Raw genomic sequence first — 18,762 nt, 5'->3', positions numbered from 1 at the left:
AAAGCTTTTCAACGAACAAGGAAATTGAATGGTGATCCCGACAGGAATCGAACCTGTGACCTACAGATTAGGAATCTGTCGCTCTATCCTACTGAGCTACGGGACCGACCGATGAGCATTCGCCGGTGATTCCGGCACTGCGAATGCTTTCAGACACATACTGTTTTTCATAGCTGTCGCCAACCCCGCAAAAAGCGGGGCAGGCGGATTTATTCAGTATCAGGCGGCGAGCGCCGTTTCCGCTACCGCCACAAAGTAGCTGACCCCATAGGGAATGGCATCGTCGTTGAAGTCATAGGCCGGGTGGTGAAGGCCGGGCGTGTCGCCATTGCCGAGGAAGATATAGGCGCCGGGGCGCTCTTCCAGCATGTAGGAAAAATCTTCCGCTGCCATCATCGGCTCGACGCTCTCGTCCACCCTGCCTTCGCCCGCCACGGCGCTGGCGACACGGGCGGCAAACTCCGTCTGTGCATCGTGGTTGTAGGTGACCGGATAATTGTTCTTGTAGCGCACGGTGATTTCCGCGCCGGTGGCGGCTGCGATACCGCTCGCCGCTTCACGGATACGGCGTTCGGCAAAGGCGCGGGTTTCCTTCTTGAGCGTGCGGACAGTGCCCGACAGCGTCGCCTTTTCCGGGATCACATTATAAGCCTCGCCCGCAATGAACTTCGTCACCGAGATCACAAGTGAATCGAGCGGATCGCTATTGCGCGACACGATGCCCTGAAGGGCGATCATCAGCTGGGAACCGGCCAGGATCGGATCGATTGTGCGATGCGGTTGCGCTGCGTGGCCGCCGCGCCCGGTAATGAAAAGGTCGAATTCATCGGTCGCCGCCATGATCGGGCCTTTTCGCATCGCGAACTGCCCGACGGGCAGGCCCGGCATATTGTGGATGCCGTAGACTTCCGAAATGTTGAAACGGTCCATCACGCCGTCCTCGACCATGGCGAGGCCACCGGCGCCGCCTTCTTCGGCAGGCTGGAACAGAAGCGCGACCGAACCGCGGAAATTGCGGGTCTCTGCGAGATATTGTGCTGCGCCAAGCAGCATGGATGTGTGTCCGTCATGGCCGCAGGAATGCGCCTTGCCGGGATTTTGCGAGGCCCATTCGACGCCGCTCGTTTCGGTGATCGGCAGGGCGTCCATGTCGGCGCGCAGGCCGATGGCCGGGCCGTCGCCATGGCGTCCCTTGATGATGCCGACCACGCCTGTGCGTCCGACGCCTGTTTCCACGAGATCGCAACCGAAGGATTTCAGCTTGTCTTCGACAAATTTTGCAGTTTCGTGCACGTCATAGAGAAGTTCAGGATTCTGGTGCAGTTTTCGCCGCCATGCGGCAATTTCCGCTTGCGTTTCAACGGCACGATTCAACACTGGCATTTTCTGAGAGCTCCCCGGATTGGGCATGATTTGAAGGAAACAGGATATGACGTTTCGGTGAAAGCGGGCAATCCCTGTTTGCCTTTTCATCGCCACATGGCATAGATAAAGAAAGCGTTAATCTCCCATTAGAGCGGTTCCAGTTGATACGGAGTCATTGGAACAGCTCTATCTCTTTGTTTTACGCATTATCCGACGCAAAACCGCTTCGCACTTTTGCTGGAAATGCTCTAGAGCACAATTCGAACCCGCAGAAGTTGCAGGCTATTTCGATTGGAACTACGGAATGATGTCGAAATCATTGAAAATCTGGTTCGCGGCTGCTGGCCTGTCCGTTACCGCACTGGCGTCCGCTGCGGCTAATCCCTCGATTGCAGTGGATGTCGCAACCGGCAAGGTCTACCAGCAGCAGGAAGCTTTTCAGCGCTGGTATCCTGCTTCCCTGACCAAGATGATGACGGCCTATGTGGCATTCCGTGCGCTTCAGTCGGGTCAGATGACGCTGGATTCTCCGGTACGCATGACGGTCAACGCCGCCAAGGAGCCGCCGAGCAAGATGGGCTACAAGCCGGGATCGGTCATGACGCTCGATACGGCGTTGAAGATCATGCTGGTGAAGTCGGCCAATGACGTTGCCGTTGCCGTTGCCGAAGCCGTGGGTGGAACGGAATCCGGTTTCGTGCAGCGCATGAATGCGGAAGCGCAGCGTATCGGTATGGTCGGCTCGCATTTCGCCAATCCGAACGGCCTACATAATCCCAACAATTATACGACGGCACGCGACCTCGCGGTTCTGGCCGTGCAGCTTCGCCGCGAATTTCCGCAATATGCGCATTATTTCGCGACCGAGGCGATCGATCCGGGTGCAGGCAAGAAGGTTCAGGCCAATTACAACATCCTGCTTGGCCGCTATGACGGCGCGGACGGCATGAAGACTGGTTTTGTCTGCGCCTCCGGCTTCAATCTTGCAAGTTCTGCCACGCGCAATGGCCGGACCGTGCTGGCAATCATTCTCGGTGCAGACCGGCAGGAAGCGCGTGCGGTTCAGGCTGCGCAGCTCATGACCGATGCTTTTCGCGCAAGTTCAAGTGGTGGTGCGACGCTCGCGACCTTGCGTCCGACAGCGGGCGGTAATCTCAATCAGGCCGTCGACATGCGCAAGGCTATATGCAGCCAGCAGGCCATGGCCGACCGCTGGGACGGACGCGATGTCGAGGGCAAGCTGAAAATCAATTCGCCCTATATCCATGCCATGGATCATGATCCGGTGGCGGTGAAGGTCGGTCTGGTTTCCGAACCGGGTCCGACGACCCGCCCGAGCCAGCTCGACATTTCGCAGATTCCGGTGCCAATGCCGCGTCCGCAGCGTTCCGCTGGTGCCAACACCACCGCGATCAACTGATATGCCGAATCCCATTCCCGTTTCCGTGCTGACCGGCTTTCTCGGTTCAGGCAAGACGACGCTTCTCAATCGGCTTCTGAAAGATCCGGCTCTGAGCGATACGGCGGTCATCATCAATGAGTTCGGGGAAGTCGGCATCGATCACCTGCTGGTCGAGCAGGCGAGCGAAGGCGTGATCGAGCTTTCCGATGGCTGCCTGTGCTGCACGGTGCGCGGCGAACTGGTGGATACGCTGGCCGATCTGATCGACCGGCTCCAGACCGGGCGCATCAAGGCGCTGAAGCGCGTCATCATCGAAACCACCGGGCTTGCCGATCCGGCGCCGGTGCTGCATTCGATCATGGGGCATCCGGTTCTCATGCAGGCTTTCAGGCTCGATGGGGTTCTGGCGACCGTGGATGCCGTCAACGGCATGGCGACGCTCGACAATCACGAGGAAGCCGTCAAGCAGGCGGCGATGGCTGATCGCATCGTGCTCACCAAGACCGATCTGCCGGAAGCGCAGGCCGGACTGGCGGCACTGAAGGCGCGGCTCCATGCGCTCAATCCCGGTGCTGATATTCTGGAAGCTGGTGAAGAACGCACCGCCTATGCGGCGCTTTTCGAATGCGGCCTTTATAATCCGGAAACGAAATCGGCAGATGTGCAGCGCTGGCTCAAGGCGGAAGCCTATGAGGACGAGCATCATGACGACTCCCATCACGGGCACTCCCATGGGCATGATCATGTTTGCGGGCCGGATTGCGATCACGACCATCATCATCACCACGAACACCATCACGATCATGGCCATGCGCATCATCATCACCATGACGATGCGATCCGGTCATTTTCGCTTCGTCACGATGCGCCGATCCCGCTATCGACTTTCGACATGTTCCTTGATCTTCTGCGTTCAACGCATGGCGAAAAGCTGCTGCGTGTGAAGGGTATCGTGCAGATTGCCGAAGACCCGGATCGTCCGGTTGTCATTCATGGCGTGCAGAAGATTTTCCATCCGCCTGCACGCCTGCCGCAATGGCCGCAAGATAAACGCGAAACGCTTCTGGTGATGATCGTGAAGGATCTGCCGGAAACCTATGTTCGTGAGCTGTTCGATGCGTTTTTGGGGCGTCCTGCGCTGGACAGGCCAGACCGTGCCGCGCTGATGGAAAATCCGCTGGCTATTCCGGGTTTTTCGCCTCGGAACTGATACTCACTTCCTGCGAATAAGGAAGCGATGCAACGTCCCTTGACGTTCCTGCGTGATGAGGGCGTGGCCTTCCTGCGTGCAGAAATGCGGGACGTCGATGCCTGACAGCGGATCGGTCGTTTCCACCCAGAGGAGCGCTTCGCTCGGCATTTTTTCCAGACGATTGCGGGTTTTCAAAACCGGAAGGGGGCATTTAAGCCCCCTCAGGTCGTAGACAGGAATGTCATCCTGCAAAGTCATCAGTTCCCGATGATCTTCCACCATGGCTTTTTCGGTTCGGGGGCTGCGACAGGTGCCGGTTGCTCGACATTCTGCGCCACCGTACTGGCCGTCGTCATTGACGAGATCTGGGGTGAGACTTGCGGTGAAACCTGGGGGGCCGCAGCCTGGGCCGGAACCGGGTTTGGCTGCGGTGCTGGCACGGCTGCGGTCTGTGTCGCGGGCTGAGCCGGAACAGGAGCCGGTTGCGGCGTTGCAGCAATGGCTGTGGGCTGTACGGTTGGCGTTGCCGGGCGGATGTCCGGTGCGCCCGCCTTTTCAGCGGAAGAAGCGGTGAGTGACGGCGGTTCCCGCGTTACCTTTTCACCGCGTGCACGCGCAGCGCTCCAGGCGGAGACCAGCTTGGCTTCGGCAATGCCCTGAATGGACGGTGCCGGTGCCTTCTGGCTGGCGCTGAATGCCGACTGGTAGGTCTTCTCGTAAGACGCATAGGACATGGCCTCGCCGCCAGCCGATGGCGGGCAGGCGTCCGTTGCGGACAGAGGCTGGCCGTCCGGTGTCGCAACGTTGAACACATAGCGCTTTTCGCAGACATCGACCTTCGGCGGCACCTTGGTGACCTCGAAAGAGTCGTAACCCTGCTTCAGCATCTTCCAGAAGGAATAATTCGGGTCGCTCTTGTAGCGCGCCATGTTGGCAGCGGTCATACGGAACGGAAATGCCTGAATCTGGAAGTCGCGCTGGCCGCCCTTGAAGGCGTCGCGACCGAAGGCATAAATCTCGGCGACCTGTTCGTCGGTCATCGAATAGCAGCCCGACGACGAACATGCGCCATGCACCATCAGGTGCTGGCCTGTGCGTCCATTGGCGCGGTCATAAGCGTTGGGGAAGCCGATGTTAAACGAGAGATAATAGCTCGAATTCGGGTTCATCTGGGCGGGACGGACGTTGTAAAAACCTTCCGGCGCCTGACGGTCACCCTCGATATATTTCGGCCCGAGCTTGCCCGACCACTTGCAGATTTCGTAGGACGCAATCTGGTCGTACTTGCCGTTGTTCTTCTGCTTCCAGACCTCGAGAGTGCCTTCCTCCTTGAAAATGCGCACCATGATCGGCGAGGTACGGGTCATGCCCTTCGCCTTCATCTTGGCAACGACTTTCTCGGGAAGCGGTTTCTCAGCCCGGAGGCTCAAATCGGATACAGACGAACCCTGACAGCCCGCGAGGAGCGCGGTTGCCATTACGGAGCCTAGAATTGCGGTTCTGATCTTCATGTCGCATCGAGTCTGTTAGAGCTACGCCAGAGACTTTATGAGCAAAAGCCAATTTCCTGAACGTGGAATCTTAAAACTGAAACCTTACGGTATCGTTTATAAATCCTTGCTCAAATAGCTAAAATCCAGCGCGTCGGCAATATGGCTGAATTTACAGCATGATGCAAATCCGGGAGGCGCGAGGCCTCCCGGATCAATTATCTCTTTGTTTTGTACCGCGCATCTTACCCCCGAAAACCGCATTACACTTTTCGGGATGCACTCTTATTCGTGGTGAAAATCAGATGTTGCGGCCGATTTCGAGGAATTTCTGGCGGCGTTCCTGCTTCAGCGTTTCGCCATCGATATCCTTCATCGAGCGCAGCGACGCGGTGATGATGTCGCCCGCCGCATCGATGACGGCTTCCTTGCCGCGGTGGGCGCCGCCCAGAGGCTCAGGAATGATGCCGTCGATGATCTTGAGATCGAACAGGTCCTGCGCGGTGATGCGCATGTTGGAAGCGGCATCCTTGGCGCGGGTCGAATCATGCCAGAGGATCGACGCAGCGCCTTCGGGCGAGATCACCGAATAGATCGAATGCTCGAGCATATAGACGCGGTTTGCAACGGCGATGGCGATGGCGCCGCCGGAGCCGCCTTCACCGATGATGATCGAGATGACAGGAACGCGCAGCCGCAGGCACTCCGCCGTCGAACGGGCAATCGCTTCGGCCTGACCGCGCTCCTCGGCGCTGACACCCGGATAGGCGCCTGCAGTGTCGACGAGGGTGATGAGCGGTAGCTGGAAGCGGTCGGCCATTTCCATGATGCGGACGGCCTTGCGATAGCCTTCCGGACGGGCCGAGCCGAAATTATGCTTCAGGCGCGTCTTGGTGTCGGAGCCTTTTTCCTGCCCGATGATCGCGACGGCCTGACCGTTGAAGCGACCGAAACCGGCCTGGATGGCTTCGTCATTGGCGAATTTGCGGTCGCCAGCAAGCGGGGTGAACTCGGTAAACAGCCGGTCGATATAATCCAGGCAGTGCGGACGGTCCGGGTGGCGGGCGATCTGCGCCTTCTGCCACGGCGTCAGCTTGCGATAGATGTCCTTCAGCGCATCAGCCGAACGCTTCTCGAGGCGACGAATCTCGTCGCTCATCTCGACGCTGCCTTGTTCCTGCGCGAGCTTCTTCAGCTCCAGAATCTGGCCTTCGAGGTCGGCGACGGGTTTTTCAAAATCGAGATAGTTGTACATCGGGCCTGACTGTTCGTGCTTTTTCCAAAGGGATTAGCGCTATTGCGAGCCTGAAAAAGGCTGTTTTACGGCGCTTTACATATTCACTACTGGCTCATCTTGCAAATTTTCGATTTTCTCATAACCGGACAGAGGCTAATCGGCAAGCGGATGATGCTCGCTGACGAGCTTATGCAGTCTTTCCTCCAGAACATGCGTATAGATTTGCGTCGTGGAAATATCGGCATGGCCGAGCAATTGCTGCACGGTGCGCAGATCTGCGCCGTTCTGCAACAGGTGGCTGGCAAAGGCATGGCGCAGCACATGCGGTGAAATGGCGGCGGCCGATAATCCTGCCCTTGCGGCAAGTCCCTTCAGTTCGCGGGCAAAAACCTGGCGCGCCAGATGGCCGCTTTCCGAAAAAGCCGGAAACAGCCAGGGATTGTCATCACTGCCGGGCAGGGAATCCCGCAAGGCGAGAAAGCGCTGCAAAGCTTCGCGGGCCTTGGGTGAAAGCGGAACCATGCGTTCCTTGGAGCCCTTGCCGCGGACCAGCAGAAAGCGGTGATCGGTGCGCGCGACGGTGACGGGCAGGCCGACAAGTTCCGAGACGCGAAGCCCTGTCGCATAAAGCGTTTCGAGAAGCGCATGAAGGCGCAAGGCCCGGAGCCGGTCGGAAGTGCGCTCATCCGCTTCGGCTGTTTCATTGGTTTCGAGCACTGCGCGGTCGAGAAGCCGCGTGACGTGTTCGACGCTCATGATCTTGGGCAGCGGCTTTTGCTTCTTGGGGGCATCGACTGTGCCGGTCGGGTCGTCCTGCCGATAGCCTTCCGAATAGAGAAAGCGGAAGAACTGGCGCAGCGCCGACAAACGCCGGGCCTGAGATGTCGCGGCAAAACCTTCCGTTGCCATGGCATCAATGGCGCTGCGGATATGGTCGGGTCCGGCTTCGGCAAGATTGATGCCTCGGGCCGCCAGGGCCTCTGCCACAGCTTCCAGATCGCGCCGGTAGGATTCGAGCGTGTTTTCCGCAGCACCCCGTTCGGCGCTCATCATTTCCAGAAAGTTCTCGATCGCCAGCGATGCGCGCATCGTCACTCCTGTGGGGTCTGCGGTAGTTGGGGCGCCGTATCGGCGGTTTCCGCCGGGGCAGGCCCGGCTGCGGGGGCCGGCGGCGGCGCAATCGTCACCGGTTTCAGCTTCGAAGCCGGTATGTCGACGGTGATCTCGCGTGTGTCTGGTTCAACGAAATTGGCAAGCGCATACATCGCGCCGTAAACGATGGCGGCAACAAGAGCGAGAAAGAGGACGAGGCGCGTCAGCGTAGGCATTCATCTTTTATGCTTTGGCATTGGGACGAAAGCAAGGAGGGGGGACGAAAGCAAGGAAAGGGAATGAAAGAGGAGACGAGGGCGCAATCCTGCAAAAAAGCCATGCTTGCGGTCGTGCGCGCCTTGAAAACCAATCAAAGCAATTGACGTCGCCCTGTTTTTCATGTGGAACCGGAGCAAATGGACGAGGACAATGAGCAGTACGACAAAACAAAACAATCTACATGAGAAAGCGGAACTGATCCGCGAACTTCTCGGTTCGAAAGTCGTGGTGCTTGTTGGGCTGATGGGAGCTGGAAAATCGACCGTCGGACGTAAAGCCGCGGCCTTGCTCGGCTTGCCGTTTCGCGATGCCGATACGGAGATCGAAGCGGTTTCCCGGATGAGCATTCCTGAATTGTTCGAAGCTTATGGCGAGGTCGAGTTCCGTGATCTCGAACGTCGTGTCATCATGCGCCTGCTCGAAGATGGGCCGATGGTTCTGGCAACCGGCGGCGGAGCCTATATGAACGCCGAAACACGCGCGGCAATCGGTCGAGCTGGCGTTTCCATCTGGCTCAATGCGGAAATCGATATTCTGATGGAGCGCGTATCGCGCCGCCAGAACCGTCCGCTGCTGAAAAACAGCGATCCGCGCGGCGTCATGCTGCGGCTGATGAACGAGCGTTATCCCGTTTATGCGCTGGCCGATCTCCAGCTCATGACCCGTGACGACAAGAAGGAAGTGATCGCTGCCGAACTGCTCGATGTTCTGGCCGGTCATCTCGAAGGTTTAGAGGCTTGATGGCTGTTCGGTAGAAAGAACCGCCGATGTCCTCGTTGCATGATATTGGAGACTACGCATGAACGCGCCTTCCATCGCCCAGGATGTTACGACTGTTCCCGTGTCGCTTGGCGACCGCTCCTACGATATTCTGATCGGCAAGGGGCTGGTGGATCGTGCAGGCGAGGAGCTGGCGAAGCGTCTGAAAGGCGTGCGCGTGGCGGTGGTGACAGACGAAAATGTCGCCAAGGCGCATCTTGAGCGCCTGACTGAAAGCTTCGCCAAGGCCGGTATCGATGTTACGCCGGTGATTGTTGCACCGGGTGAGAAGTCCAAATCCTTTGCCACGCTTGAAACCGTTACCAATGCCGTGCTGGCGGCGCGCCTGGAGCGTGGCGATGCAGTCGTGGCATTCGGTGGCGGCGTGGTTGGCGATCTTTCGGGCTTCGTCGCCGGTATCGTGCGGCGCGGCATGAATTTCGTGCAGATGCCGACCTCGCTCCTGTCGCAGGTGGATTCCTCGGTCGGTGGCAAGACCGGGATCAACACGGCACATGGCAAGAACCTTGTCGGCGTGTTCTATCAGCCGCAGCTGGTTCTGGCCGATACGGAAGTTCTAGACACGCTGAGCCCGCGTGAGTTCCGGGCCGGTTATGCCGAAGTTGCAAAATATGGCCTGATCGACCGCCCGGACTTCTTCGAATGGCTGGAGCAGAACTGGCAGGAGGTTTTCTCCGGCGGCGCGGCGCGGACGGAAGCCATCGCTGAATCCTGCCGTTGCAAGGCGGCTGTCGTTGCGCGCGACGAGCGCGAAACCGGCGACCGTGCGCTGCTCAATCTCGGCCATACGTTTGGTCATGCGCTGGAAACCGCAACTGGCTACGATTCGAGCCGTCTCGTGCACGGCGAAGGTGTCGCCATCGGCATGGCGCTGGCCCATCGCTTTTCGGTCAAGATGAACCTGTGCGGCATCGAGGATGCAGAACGCGTCGAGGCGCATCTGAAGGCGGTCGGCCTGCCATACCGGCTGTCGGATGTGCCGGGCGGCTTGCCATCGGCGGAAAAGTTGATGGATTATATTGCGCAGGACAAGAAAGTGGCGCGCGGTGCGCTCACCTTCATCCTGACGCGGGGCATCGGGCAGTCCTTTATTGCCAAGGATGTGCCGCCGGCAGCCGTGCTGGAATTTTTGAAAGACCGTCTGGAAACGAAATAATACCAAGTTTCGGTAAGTTTGACTCATCGAGACTTGGTTAAGCCCGCGCGGCGATTGAGCAACTTCAGGGCATGATGCGTCAGCATCCTGGCGCCCCGCTAAAAGAGGATCGGGCGAATGACTTTCGAGCTTTGGGTTATGTGCGGCATCATCCTGCTCTGTGTCATTCTTTCTGGTTTCTTTTCGGGTTCTGAAACGGCGCTGACGGCAGCGTCGCGTGCCCGTATGCTCACGCTCGAGCACAATGGCGAGGAGCGTGCAGGCGTCGTCCAGCGTCTGATTGGAAGGCGCGACCGGCTAATCGGCGTGCTTCTGATCGGCAACAACCTCGCCAATATTCTGGCGTCCTCGATTGCCACCAGCATTTTCCTCAACCTGTTCGGCGATGCAGGTGTCGCCTATGCGACACTGGCGATGACGGTCATTCTCGTCATTTTCGCGGAGGTGCTGCCGAAGTCATGGGCGATTTCGGGACCGGACCGGTTTTCGCTGGCCGTTGCGCGCAGCGTGTCGCTGGTGGTGTTGATCCTTGGGCCGGTTTCCGCTGCCGTGAACTGGATCGTGCGTGTAATCCTCAAGGTCTGCGGCATCAATCTTGCAGCCGGTCGCTCCATGCTGAGCCCGCAGGAAGAGTTGCGCGGCGCGGTCGAGGTTTTGCATCGCGACAAGTCGCTCATCAAGGAAGATCGCGACCAGTTGGGCGGACTGCTCGACCTCAAGGAACTGGAAGTCAGTGACGTGATGGTGCACCGGACATCGATGGGCACCGTCAATGCCGATGCTCCGGCGGATGAGATCGTGCGCGATATTCTGGGCAGCCCGCACACACGCATGCCACTCTGGCGCGACGATATCGACAATATTGTCGGCATCATTCACACCAAGGACCTGTTGCGCGCGCTTTACGACGTCGACAATGATTTCAAGCGCATCGACATCATGAAGGTTGCGCGCAAGCCGTGGTTCGTGCCCGACACGACGACATTGCAGGACCAGCTTGACGCCTTTCTCCGCCGCAAGGCGCATATCGCCATCGTCGTCGACGAATATGGCGATGTGCAGGGACTGGTGACGCTCGAGGATATTCTGGAAGAAATCGTCGGCGATATTGCCGACGAGCACGATATCGACATGCAGGGCGTTCGCCTGCAGCCGGACGGTTCGGTGATCGTCGACGGCTCGCTGCCGATTCGCGACATCAACCGCGCGCTCGACTGGTCCTTGCCCGATGAGGAAGCGACAACGATTGCAGGCCTCGTCATCCATGAGACACAGACAATTCCGGAAGTGAAGCAGGCTTTCACCTTTTACGGGAAACGCTTTTCCGTCCTGAAAAAGGAAAAGAACCGCCTGACACGGTTGCGCATCGTGCCGCTTGATGCCGATGGAAAGCCGACACCCATCGTTGCGGCGCTACCGCGCTGACAGGGGCAGCGGGTGCATGTTTCCACCTAACATTCTGTTTTTGAATATTTTATCTTGGAGTGACAGGCGTTTTTCTTACGAAAACTGCCGCGCGAGTGGCTTTGTGATTTCTGATTTGATGCATGTATTCTAATATTTAATATTAAGTATTCGTAATAAATTTGAAGATATAAATATCAAATACATCTAATATAAATAGGTTGCAACCAATGGTTATATTAAATATTTAAGTTGAAATTATTCAAAATATGGGGTTTCATGAGCATGTATTGCATCGCCAAGTCTATGTATGGGCGTATATTGCCTGTTGTAGATGTTTTATGTTCCGATACGAAAACTACGGAGAATTTCGCGTTCCGAGTGCTTTATAATAAGAGATATACGATCTTGGTCTATTCGTACTTGCACTAGATTCTATCCCGGATTTTCCCTTTCTCCGCAAAGTTCGATCTGTCTGCTCCATATGGCAAAGGCGCCCGAAAGGGCGCCTTGCTTGTTTGCGGATTATGTCTTCGATCTGTTTCAGCGCCGCGTCGCCTCACCGGGAGCGGAAGGCTCAAGCGCCAGTGCGTGCACGCCGCTATCCAGCTCTTCCTTCAAAAGTTCGTTAATGGCGCGGTGGCGCTCAATGCGACTCATCTTGGCAAAGGCGTCGGCGACGATGCGGATGCGGAAATGGGTTTCGCCGGTGCCGTCATAAACTTCATGGTGGCCGCGTTCCTCGTGGTGATGTCCGGCGTGGAGGTGGCTTTCATTGATGATTTCAAGCCGTTCGGGAGCGAAAGCCGTGGTCAGTTTCGCTTCCATCGCGCTTTGTTTGCTATTATGAATGGACATTTGGACCACTTCTCCCCATATAGACGCTGTGCCTCATATAACGTTGCTTCGGCAGCAAAAGGTGGGGCAAATCCGCACAGGAAAGCAACCTGCTTCAAAATTTCGCCCAGTTAAAATGGCCAAAAGCCAGACCGGACGAAATGTCAATTCTTGTTCAGCAACTCATAATCCGCATAATTCGATTCGATGACAACGAACTCAAAATTTTTCGACAGTATCCGCATCAAGCCCAAGAAGACCGCGGAAGCGAAGGCTTCGGGGCCTTGTTGCCAATGGGACGGATGTGACAAGCCAGGCACGCACCGCGCGCCTGTCGGACGCATGCGCGAAGGCGAATATTTCCGCTTCTGTGTTGATCACGTGCGGGAATATAACAAGAATTTCAATTACTTCTCTGGCCTTTCCGATGGCGACATCGCGAAATTCCAGAAGGATGCGATCACGGGTCATCGCCCGACCTGGTCGACGACGGCGAACTCTACTGCCAAGCCGCGCACGTCGCCGGATGTGGCAAAGATGCGTTCCGGCTCGGCCTCCTATCACAATCGCATCCGCGATCCCTTCAACCTTTTCAAGGAAGCCAAGGGACATGCGCCGGGCCAGAAAGCGCAGCGCAAGCCGCGTACGCTGGAAATAAAGGCGCTGGCGACGCTCGGTCTTGAACCAAATTCGACTGGCGATAAGATCAAGGCGCGTTATAAAGAGCTGGTAAAGCAGCACCATCCGGATGCAAATGGTGGTGATCGCGGATCGGAAGAAAGATTTCGCGATGTTATTCAGGCTTATCAATTGCTCAAGCAGGCAGGTTTTTGCTAAAGCCTGTTTGGGCCTGACAGGCTGACTATGGGAGTTGTCGCCGACAACTCCGACGGACATTCTTCTGCCGCGCAATTGCGCGGGCGCAAGCACGGATGCCCGCAACGAATTACGGAAGGGGCATACCGTCCGGCTCGCCGGAAAAACATGCCCACGGGTGAAAGTTGCCGGTCGGTAGCTTGCCGGTATTAATTCGCGGCCGGTCGCTGCCTGCCGCTCTGGAGGCATGATGAACAAGGTTGAGCGGGATATAGCCAATTTGCCGGATACGACGGTTTCGGTGCGCGAAGTGTTCGGAATCGATTCCGACATGACGGTGCCAGCCTATGCGGCAGGCGATTCCTATGTGCCGGAGCTTGATCCGGATTATCTTTTCGACCGTCAGACGACGCTCGCGATCCTTGCAGGCTTTGCCTATAACCGTCGCGTGATGGTTTCCGGTTATCACGGCACCGGCAAGTCGACCCATATCGAGCAGGTCGCAGCCCGCCTCAACTGGCCTTGCGTGCGTGTCAACCTCGACAGCCACGTCAGCCGTATCGATCTCGTCGGCAAGGACGCGATCGTCGTCAAGGAAGGCGTGCAGGTTACCGAGTTCAAGGACGGCATCCTGCCCTGGGCCTATCAACATAATGTGGCGCTGGTGTTCGACGAATATGATGCCGGTCGTCCGGACGTGATGTTCGTCATCCAGCGCGTTCTGGAATCGTCCGGTCGCCTGACCCTGCTCGACCAGAGCCGCGTCATCCGTCCGCATCCGGCTTTCCGTCTGTTCGCGACCGCCAACACCGTTGGCCTCGGCGATACGACCGGCCTCTATCACGGCACTCAGCAGATCAACCAGGCGCAGATGGACCGCTGGTCCATCGTGACGACGCTGAATTATCTGCCGCACGACAATGAAGTGAACATCGTTCTCGCCAAGGCCAAGCATTATCAGAATGCCGAAGGCCGCGAGATCGTGAACAAGATGGTGCGCGTTGCCGACATGACCCGTCAGGCGTTCATCAATGGCGATCTTTCGACTGTCATGAGCCCGCGTACGGTCATCACATGGTCCGAAAATGCCGCGATCTTCAACGATGTCGGCTTTGCCTTCCGCCTGACCTTCCTCAACAAGTGCGACGAACTGGAGCGCCCGATCGTGGCCGAGTTCTACCAGCGCGCTTTCGGCGTTGAACTGCCGGAATCGGCAGCCAATATCGTTCTCGCTTGATGCGGAAGAAGCCTGCCGCCTGATCATATCCGGCGGCAGCGCACTGTCTGATGCGGGGGCGATGAGCTTCGCCCTTGCTTGAAAGCGAAGTCAGGATAGGCATATGTCGGGCCAGAAGTCAGGAATAGGCGATAATTCGCGCGAGCGTAAACCGGGACCGGTGGATTCCGAACCGTTCAAGCGCGCTCTAACGGCTTGTGTCCGCGCCATTTCCGGCGAGCACGAGCTGGAAGTGGCGTTCACCAATGACCGCCCGGCCTTGAGCACCAATCGCGCCCGTCTTCCCGATCTGCCAAAGCGCCCGACTGCACACGATATCGCCGTCACGCGCGGCCTCGGTGATTCCATGGCGCTCCGTCAGGCGCGTCACAATCCGCGCATTCACGCGGCACTTGCCCCGGAAGGAAAGCAGGCGCGTGCTATTTACGACGCTGTAGAACAGGCGCGCGTGGAAGCCATCGGCGCCCGCGCCATGGCCGGCATGGCTGATAATCTTTCCACCATGCTTGCGGATAAATATTCGAAAGCCAATTTCTCTGCCGTCACCGCCAAGGAAGACGCGCCGCTTGAGGAAGCCGTGTCGCTTCTGCTGCGTGAAAAGCTGACCGGACGGGCCGCGCCTGCGGAAGCCGGACAGGTGCTGGAACTGTGGCGCGACTGGATCGAGCAGAAGGCTGCCGCCGATATTGCGCGGCTTAGCGACGATCTTGAAGACCAGCAGGCTTTTGCGCGCACGGTGCGTGACATGCTCGCCTCCATGGATATGGCGGAAGAGCTGTCGCAGGAAGAACCGAGCGACGAGGAAGAGCAGAACGACGAGCAGACGCCTGATTCCGACGAGAACGAGGAAGGCGGCGACGAAAGCCAGGAAGGTTCTGATTCCGCTGAAAGCGAGGAATCCGACAGTTCGAGCGATGAAGGCGAGCAGGGCGAAATGGATGCCGCCGATGCTTCTGCCGACGACATGGACGACAGCGATGATATCGACGCGGAAACGCCGGGAGATACGCGCCGTCCGAACCAGCCTTTCGCCAATTTTGCCGAACATGTCGACTACAAGGTCTTCACGCGCGAGTTCGACGAGGAGGTCGAGGCGACCGATCTTTGCGACGAGGCGGAACTCGATCGTCTGCGCGGCTTCCTCGACAAGCAGCTTGCCAATCTGCAGGGCGTGGTGGGTCGTCTGGCCAACCGCCTGCAGCGCCGCCTGATGGCGCAGCAGAATCGCTCCTGGGATTTCGATCTGGAAGAGGGCTATCTCGATTCGGCTCGTCTGGTGCGCATCGTCATCGATCCGACGCAGCCGCTTTCCTACAAGCAGGAGCGCGATACGGATTTCCGCGATACGGTCGTGACGCTGGTGCTGGACAATTCCGGCTCAATGCGCGGTCGCCCGATCACGGTTGCTGCGACCTGCGCGGATATTCTCGCCCGCACGCTGGAGCGTTGCGGCGTGAAGGTGGAAATTCTGGGCTTCACCACCAAGGCGTGGAAGGGCGGCCAGTCACGCGAAGCGTGGCTTGGGCGCGGCAAGCCTGCCAATCCGGGTCGCCTCAATGATCTGCGCCACATCGTCTACAAGAGCGCCGATGCGCCATGGCGTCGTTCACGACGCAATCTTGGCCTGATGATGCGTGAAGGCCTGCTCAAGGAAAACATCGACGGTGAAGCACTGATCTGGGCGCATCAGCGGCTGCTGGCGCGTCCTGAACAGCGCAAGATCCTGATGATGATTTCGGATGGCGCGCCCGTCGACGACTCGACGCTTTCCGTCAATCCCGGCAACTATCTCGAGCGTCACCTGCGCGCCGTGATCGAGGAAATCGAAACGCGCTCTCCGGTGGAACTGATTGCAATCGGCATCGGCCATGATGTCACGCGCTATTATCAGCGTGCCGTCACCATCGTCGACGCGGAAGAGCTGGCTGGCGCCATGACGGAGCAGCTTGCATCGCTGTTCGAGGAGCAGGGTGCTGCAGCATCGGGCAAGGGCAGACGGCGCGCCGGTCGGCGATAGAATATCGGTCAAAGAAAAGGGCGCCTGAAGCGCCCTTTTTTCATGCCTGCTGTTTGGTTGCAGCCAGAACGATTTCGCGTATGCAGACGCCCTGTGGCTGCTCATAGGCATAGAGAATGGCGCGAGCCACATCGTCGGCCGAAAGCACAGGCGCGCCCATTTCCTTTTTCCATTCTTCGTAACCGGCCTTGATACCGGCGTCGCTGGTATGGCTCAGAAGTTCGGTTTCCACGGCACCGGGCGCAATCGTCACGACGCGGACATTGTGCGGCGAAAGTTCCTCGCGCAGATTTTCCGACATACCATGCACGGCGAACTTGGTGCCGACATAGGCAACATGATTGGCGAAGGTCTTGCGGCCAGCCACCGAGCTGATGTTGATGATGGTTCCGTGCTTGCGCGCGACCATCCCGCCAGCCACGGCGTGAATGCCGTTGAGCAATCCTTTGACGTTTACATCCAGCATCCGGTCCCACTCATCCGGGTTCTGTCGGGTTACTTCGCCCAGCAACATCACGCCGGCATTGTTGACGACAGCGTCGGTGGGACCAAACTTTGCTTCCGCTTCCTGAACGGCGGCCAAAAGTGCCTTGCGGTCGGTAACGTCAACCGATTTGCAGAGCGTGTTCGGCAGGTTGAGCTTTTCCATCGCGTCCAGTCGGCGCGCCAGAAGCAGCAGCGGGTGACCACGTTGTGCAAGCATTTTTGCAGTGGCAAGGCCAATGCCCGAACTAGCGCCGGTGACGATGACAAGTGGAAGTTTTTCCTTATTCAAGGACATCTAATAAATCCTTACCTAAATATAAATATAGTCAAATCGAAAGAGGAAAGCCGACGCTTGAATAATTTCAAGCGTCTTTTGCTTTCTATACGTAATATAGAAATCCGTTCCGATAAAGAAAGACCGCAGGAAAAACCTGCGGTCTGTCGGAGAGTGATTCATACAGGGGATATTTATTGAGGAAAACCGGTTTTCGTTGCGTTCAACGGATCGTAAATCCTCGAGAATATCAGCCAGCGTTTGTCCGGTTTGGCGCGTAAAGCGTCGGAGCGAAGACAGCGAGGATTGCGCCATAGGGGATCAGCATCAGCGTTCCCATGATGACTTTCACGAAGAAGTCGCCGAAAGCCAGCGACGCCCAGAGCGGAACGCCGAGGCCGAGGAAGGATGCTGGTTCGGCAAGCGACGAATCGGGCATGCCGGTCAGCTTGTCGATCCAGGCGAAACTGGCTGCGAAGGCAATCGAGAAGAACAGGATCGTATCGAGCACAGAGCCGAACATGGCAGCCGCAAAGGGAGCCTTCCACCAGGTCTTGCGACGCAGGCGGTCGAAAACGGTGATGTCCATCAACTGTGCGAGAAGGAAGGCGGAACCGGAGGCAATGGCGATACGCGGGGTCGCTAGCCAGATTGACATGATGACGCCAAGCACGAAACCGGCATAGACGACCTTGCGCGCGGCAGCGGGGCCGAAGCGGCGATTCGTCAGGTCATTGACCAGAAAGGCGATGGGGTAGGTAAAGGCGCCATAGGTCAGCACTTCACCGAGGCCGAAATGCTGGAAGGGATACTGGACAAGGATGTTCGACGCGGCAACTGCCACGCACATGGCCAGTATCGCAGGCGCAAGCCGGGAATAAGGAGGTGTCTCGATTGACATTTTTTTATCCTGGGTGATGGAACCAGCAAAAAAGGCCGACAGAAGCCGGCCTTTTTTGTCAAAAATTTTGGCCGGAAGCTTAGGCAGCGACTGCTGCTTCAGCCTGCTTCTTTGCGATCTGACGCTTCAGCAGGCGAGCGCGCTGCGACAGTTCCTTGTCGTCAGACTTGACGAGGAATGCATCAAGACCGCCGCGATGTTCAACCGAACGCAGAGCGTTGGCGGAAACGCGCAGGCGATAGCTCTGGCCGAGCGTTTCGGACATCAGCGTAACATTGCAGAGGTTCGGCAGAAAGCGGCGACGCGTCTTGTTGTTCGCGTGGCTGACATTGTTGCCGTACTGGACCGACTTGCCGGTCAATTCACAAGCGCGGGACATTTTGGTCTCACCTTCAATTACGTTCTTCAGGCCCCGACCCGAATGTCCGAATTCAAGCAATCAACGCAGTTTGATGCTGCTGGCGCGCGATCTCGGACAGGCGGCCTATTGGGAAAGTCGCGTTTCTATAGTGACAGCAGCCGTTGCAGTCAAGTGAGATTCCGTATCCATCGCGCAAAGACGCGGTTTTCCGGCTTTCGCATGGTCTTCACGAAAGCTTGCGATCATAACTTCGCCGGTTTTGCCTGATGCACAGATACTGTATCGAAGAATCCCACGCAACTTTGTGGCGTTCCAATGTGGTTGAAAACCTTCGGTTCGAAACCATCACGGGGCACCCGACGAGGAACAGGCCGCACGGCAAGATAAAGCGGATTTGTTTTGAGTTTTTGTCTTTACGCATGTCTTTATCGGAAAA

General features: G+C 57.5%; 18 protein-coding genes and 1 tRNA gene. 8 read left to right on the top strand and 11 right to left on the bottom strand.

Annotation, left to right across the window (positions count from 1 at the left end; all coding sequences use genetic code 11):
• Positions 1-29 precede the first annotated feature (29 nt).
• Positions 30-106: transfer RNA gene (locus tag F9K94_RS10595), tRNA-Arg, on the bottom strand.
• 113 nt (positions 107-219) lie between these two features.
• On the bottom strand, positions 220-1,383 hold the full coding sequence (locus tag F9K94_RS10590) for a M20 aminoacylase family protein (RefSeq protein WP_151645539.1): 1,164 nt from the start codon (positions 1,381-1,383) through the stop codon (positions 220-222).
• A 286-nt stretch (positions 1,384-1,669) separates the two neighbouring features.
• Between F9K94_RS10590 and F9K94_RS10585 the strand changes: the two genes are divergently transcribed.
• Positions 1,670-2,785: a D-alanyl-D-alanine carboxypeptidase family protein gene (locus F9K94_RS10585; RefSeq protein WP_151645537.1), complete on the top strand. Its 1,116-nt coding sequence runs from the start codon at positions 1,670-1,672 to the stop codon at positions 2,783-2,785.
• Position 2,786: 1 nt separating this feature from the next.
• Complete coding sequence (locus F9K94_RS10580; RefSeq protein ID WP_151645535.1) at positions 2,787-3,977, top strand: CobW family GTP-binding protein; 1,191 nt, start codon at positions 2,787-2,789, stop codon at positions 3,975-3,977.
• Between the two features lie 3 nt (positions 3,978-3,980).
• On the opposite strand, the gene F9K94_RS10575 is transcribed toward F9K94_RS10580, so the two are convergent.
• The 5 genes from F9K94_RS10575 to F9K94_RS10555 all read right to left on the bottom strand — a co-directional run bounded on the left by F9K94_RS10575 (position 3,981) and on the right by F9K94_RS10555 (position 8,014).
• Positions 3,981-4,238: a sulfurtransferase TusA family protein gene (locus F9K94_RS10575; RefSeq protein ID WP_061345200.1), complete on the bottom strand. Its 258-nt coding sequence runs from the start codon at positions 4,236-4,238 to the stop codon at positions 3,981-3,983.
• Positions 4,217-5,470 carry a L,D-transpeptidase family protein gene (locus F9K94_RS10570; RefSeq protein WP_151645533.1) on the bottom strand — a complete coding sequence of 418 codons (1,254 nt, stop codon included), beginning with the start codon at positions 5,468-5,470 and terminating at the stop codon, positions 4,217-4,219. The genes F9K94_RS10575 and F9K94_RS10570 overlap by 22 nt, the downstream gene beginning before the upstream one ends.
• A 280-nt stretch (positions 5,471-5,750) precedes the next feature.
• Positions 5,751-6,704 (bottom strand): acetyl-CoA carboxylase carboxyltransferase subunit alpha, encoded by a 954-nt coding sequence (locus F9K94_RS10565; RefSeq protein ID WP_151645531.1) that lies wholly within the window; start codon positions 6,702-6,704, stop codon positions 5,751-5,753.
• A gap of 135 nt (positions 6,705-6,839) precedes the next feature.
• Positions 6,840-7,775, bottom strand: a complete 936-nt coding sequence (gene xerD, locus F9K94_RS10560) for a site-specific tyrosine recombinase XerD (RefSeq protein WP_151645529.1) — start codon at positions 7,773-7,775, stop codon at positions 6,840-6,842.
• 2 nt (positions 7,776-7,777) lie between these two features.
• Positions 7,778-8,014, bottom strand: coding sequence for a hypothetical protein (locus tag F9K94_RS10555; RefSeq protein WP_061344560.1), 237 nt, complete (start codon positions 8,012-8,014; stop codon positions 7,778-7,780).
• Between the two features lie 193 nt (positions 8,015-8,207).
• Between F9K94_RS10555 and F9K94_RS10550 the strand changes: the two genes are divergently transcribed.
• From F9K94_RS10550 to F9K94_RS10540, 3 genes are all read left to right on the top strand, one after another.
• On the top strand, positions 8,208-8,798 hold the full coding sequence (locus F9K94_RS10550) for a shikimate kinase (protein ID WP_061344559.1): 591 nt from the start codon (positions 8,208-8,210) through the stop codon (positions 8,796-8,798).
• A 58-nt stretch (positions 8,799-8,856) separates the two neighbouring features.
• Positions 8,857-9,993, top strand: coding sequence for a 3-dehydroquinate synthase (gene aroB / locus F9K94_RS10545; RefSeq protein WP_061344558.1), 1,137 nt, complete (start codon positions 8,857-8,859; stop codon positions 9,991-9,993).
• 117 nt (positions 9,994-10,110) lie between these two features.
• Positions 10,111-11,418, top strand: coding sequence for an HlyC/CorC family transporter (locus tag F9K94_RS10540; RefSeq protein WP_061344557.1), 1,308 nt, complete (start codon positions 10,111-10,113; stop codon positions 11,416-11,418).
• A gap of 522 nt (positions 11,419-11,940) precedes the next feature.
• Here F9K94_RS10540 and F9K94_RS10535 read toward each other — a convergent pair.
• Entirely contained in the window at positions 11,941-12,255 is a 315-nt protein-coding gene (locus F9K94_RS10535; protein ID WP_061344556.1) for a BolA family protein, read from the bottom strand.
• 186 nt (positions 12,256-12,441) lie between these two features.
• On the opposite strand from F9K94_RS10535, the gene F9K94_RS10525 reads away from it, so the two are divergent.
• The 3 genes from F9K94_RS10525 (at position 12,442) to cobT (ending at position 16,304) form a co-directional block, all read left to right on the top strand.
• Positions 12,442-13,071: a J domain-containing protein gene (locus tag F9K94_RS10525; RefSeq protein ID WP_151555417.1), complete on the top strand. Its 630-nt coding sequence runs from the start codon at positions 12,442-12,444 to the stop codon at positions 13,069-13,071.
• A 229-nt stretch (positions 13,072-13,300) separates the two neighbouring features.
• Positions 13,301-14,287: a cobaltochelatase subunit CobS gene (gene cobS / locus F9K94_RS10520; RefSeq protein WP_151646402.1), complete on the top strand. Its 987-nt coding sequence runs from the start codon at positions 13,301-13,303 to the stop codon at positions 14,285-14,287.
• Positions 14,288-14,390: 103 nt separating this feature from the next.
• Positions 14,391-16,304: a cobaltochelatase subunit CobT gene (cobT, locus tag F9K94_RS10515; protein WP_151645527.1), complete on the top strand. Its 1,914-nt coding sequence runs from the start codon at positions 14,391-14,393 to the stop codon at positions 16,302-16,304.
• 40 nt (positions 16,305-16,344) lie between these two features.
• On the opposite strand, the gene F9K94_RS10510 is transcribed toward cobT, so the two are convergent.
• From F9K94_RS10510 to rpmB, 3 genes are all read right to left on the bottom strand, one after another.
• Positions 16,345-17,085: an SDR family oxidoreductase gene (locus tag F9K94_RS10510; RefSeq protein ID WP_151645525.1), complete on the bottom strand. Its 741-nt coding sequence runs from the start codon at positions 17,083-17,085 to the stop codon at positions 16,345-16,347.
• A gap of 229 nt (positions 17,086-17,314) precedes the next feature.
• Positions 17,315-17,965 (bottom strand): queuosine precursor transporter, encoded by a 651-nt coding sequence (locus tag F9K94_RS10505; RefSeq protein WP_151645523.1) that lies wholly within the window; start codon positions 17,963-17,965, stop codon positions 17,315-17,317.
• A 79-nt stretch (positions 17,966-18,044) separates the two neighbouring features.
• Positions 18,045-18,344, bottom strand: coding sequence for a 50S ribosomal protein L28 (gene rpmB, locus F9K94_RS10500; RefSeq protein ID WP_010657607.1), 300 nt, complete (start codon positions 18,342-18,344; stop codon positions 18,045-18,047).
• Positions 18,345-18,762 lie beyond the last annotated feature (418 nt).

It is taken from the genome of Brucella tritici (genome assembly GCF_008932285.1).
Lineage (GTDB): Bacteria > Pseudomonadota > Alphaproteobacteria > Rhizobiales > Rhizobiaceae > Brucella > Brucella tritici.
Note: the sequence above shows the minus strand (reverse complement) of the source record. Positions and strands in the feature narration are given on the sequence as shown.

Bases quoted from the DNA above. Each gene is read 5' to 3' on its own strand.
- F9K94_RS10590 (WP_151645539.1), bottom strand. From the start codon at position 1,383: ATGCCAGTGTTGAATCGTGCCGTTGAAACGCAAGCGGAAATTGCCGCA.
- F9K94_RS10585 (WP_151645537.1), top strand. From the start codon at position 1,670: ATGATGTCGAAATCATTGAAAATCTGGTTCGCGGCTGCTGGCCTGTCC.
- F9K94_RS10580 (WP_151645535.1), top strand. From the start codon at position 2,787: ATGCCGAATCCCATTCCCGTTTCCGTGCTGACCGGCTTTCTCGGTTCA.
- F9K94_RS10570 (WP_151645533.1), bottom strand. From the start codon at position 5,470: ATGAAGATCAGAACCGCAATTCTAGGCTCCGTAATGGCAACCGCGCTC.
- F9K94_RS10565 (WP_151645531.1), bottom strand. From the start codon at position 6,704: ATGTACAACTATCTCGATTTTGAAAAACCCGTCGCCGACCTCGAAGGC.
- xerD (WP_151645529.1), bottom strand. From the start codon at position 7,775: ATGCGCGCATCGCTGGCGATCGAGAACTTTCTGGAAATGATGAGCGCC.
- F9K94_RS10555 (WP_061344560.1), bottom strand. From the start codon at position 8,014: ATGCCTACGCTGACGCGCCTCGTCCTCTTTCTCGCTCTTGTTGCCGCC.
- F9K94_RS10550 (WP_061344559.1), top strand. From the start codon at position 8,208: ATGAGCAGTACGACAAAACAAAACAATCTACATGAGAAAGCGGAACTG.
- aroB (WP_061344558.1), top strand. From the start codon at position 8,857: ATGAACGCGCCTTCCATCGCCCAGGATGTTACGACTGTTCCCGTGTCG.
- F9K94_RS10540 (WP_061344557.1), top strand. From the start codon at position 10,111: ATGACTTTCGAGCTTTGGGTTATGTGCGGCATCATCCTGCTCTGTGTC.
- F9K94_RS10535 (WP_061344556.1), bottom strand. From the start codon at position 12,255: ATGTCCATTCATAATAGCAAACAAAGCGCGATGGAAGCGAAACTGACC.
- F9K94_RS10525 (WP_151555417.1), top strand. From the start codon at position 12,442: ATGACAACGAACTCAAAATTTTTCGACAGTATCCGCATCAAGCCCAAG.
- cobS (WP_151646402.1), top strand. From the start codon at position 13,301: ATGAACAAGGTTGAGCGGGATATAGCCAATTTGCCGGATACGACGGTT.
- cobT (WP_151645527.1), top strand. From the start codon at position 14,391: ATGTCGGGCCAGAAGTCAGGAATAGGCGATAATTCGCGCGAGCGTAAA.
- F9K94_RS10510 (WP_151645525.1), bottom strand. From the start codon at position 17,085: ATGTCCTTGAATAAGGAAAAACTTCCACTTGTCATCGTCACCGGCGCT.
- F9K94_RS10505 (WP_151645523.1), bottom strand. From the start codon at position 17,965: ATGTCAATCGAGACACCTCCTTATTCCCGGCTTGCGCCTGCGATACTG.
- rpmB (WP_010657607.1), bottom strand. From the start codon at position 18,344: ATGTCCCGCGCTTGTGAATTGACCGGCAAGTCGGTCCAGTACGGCAAC.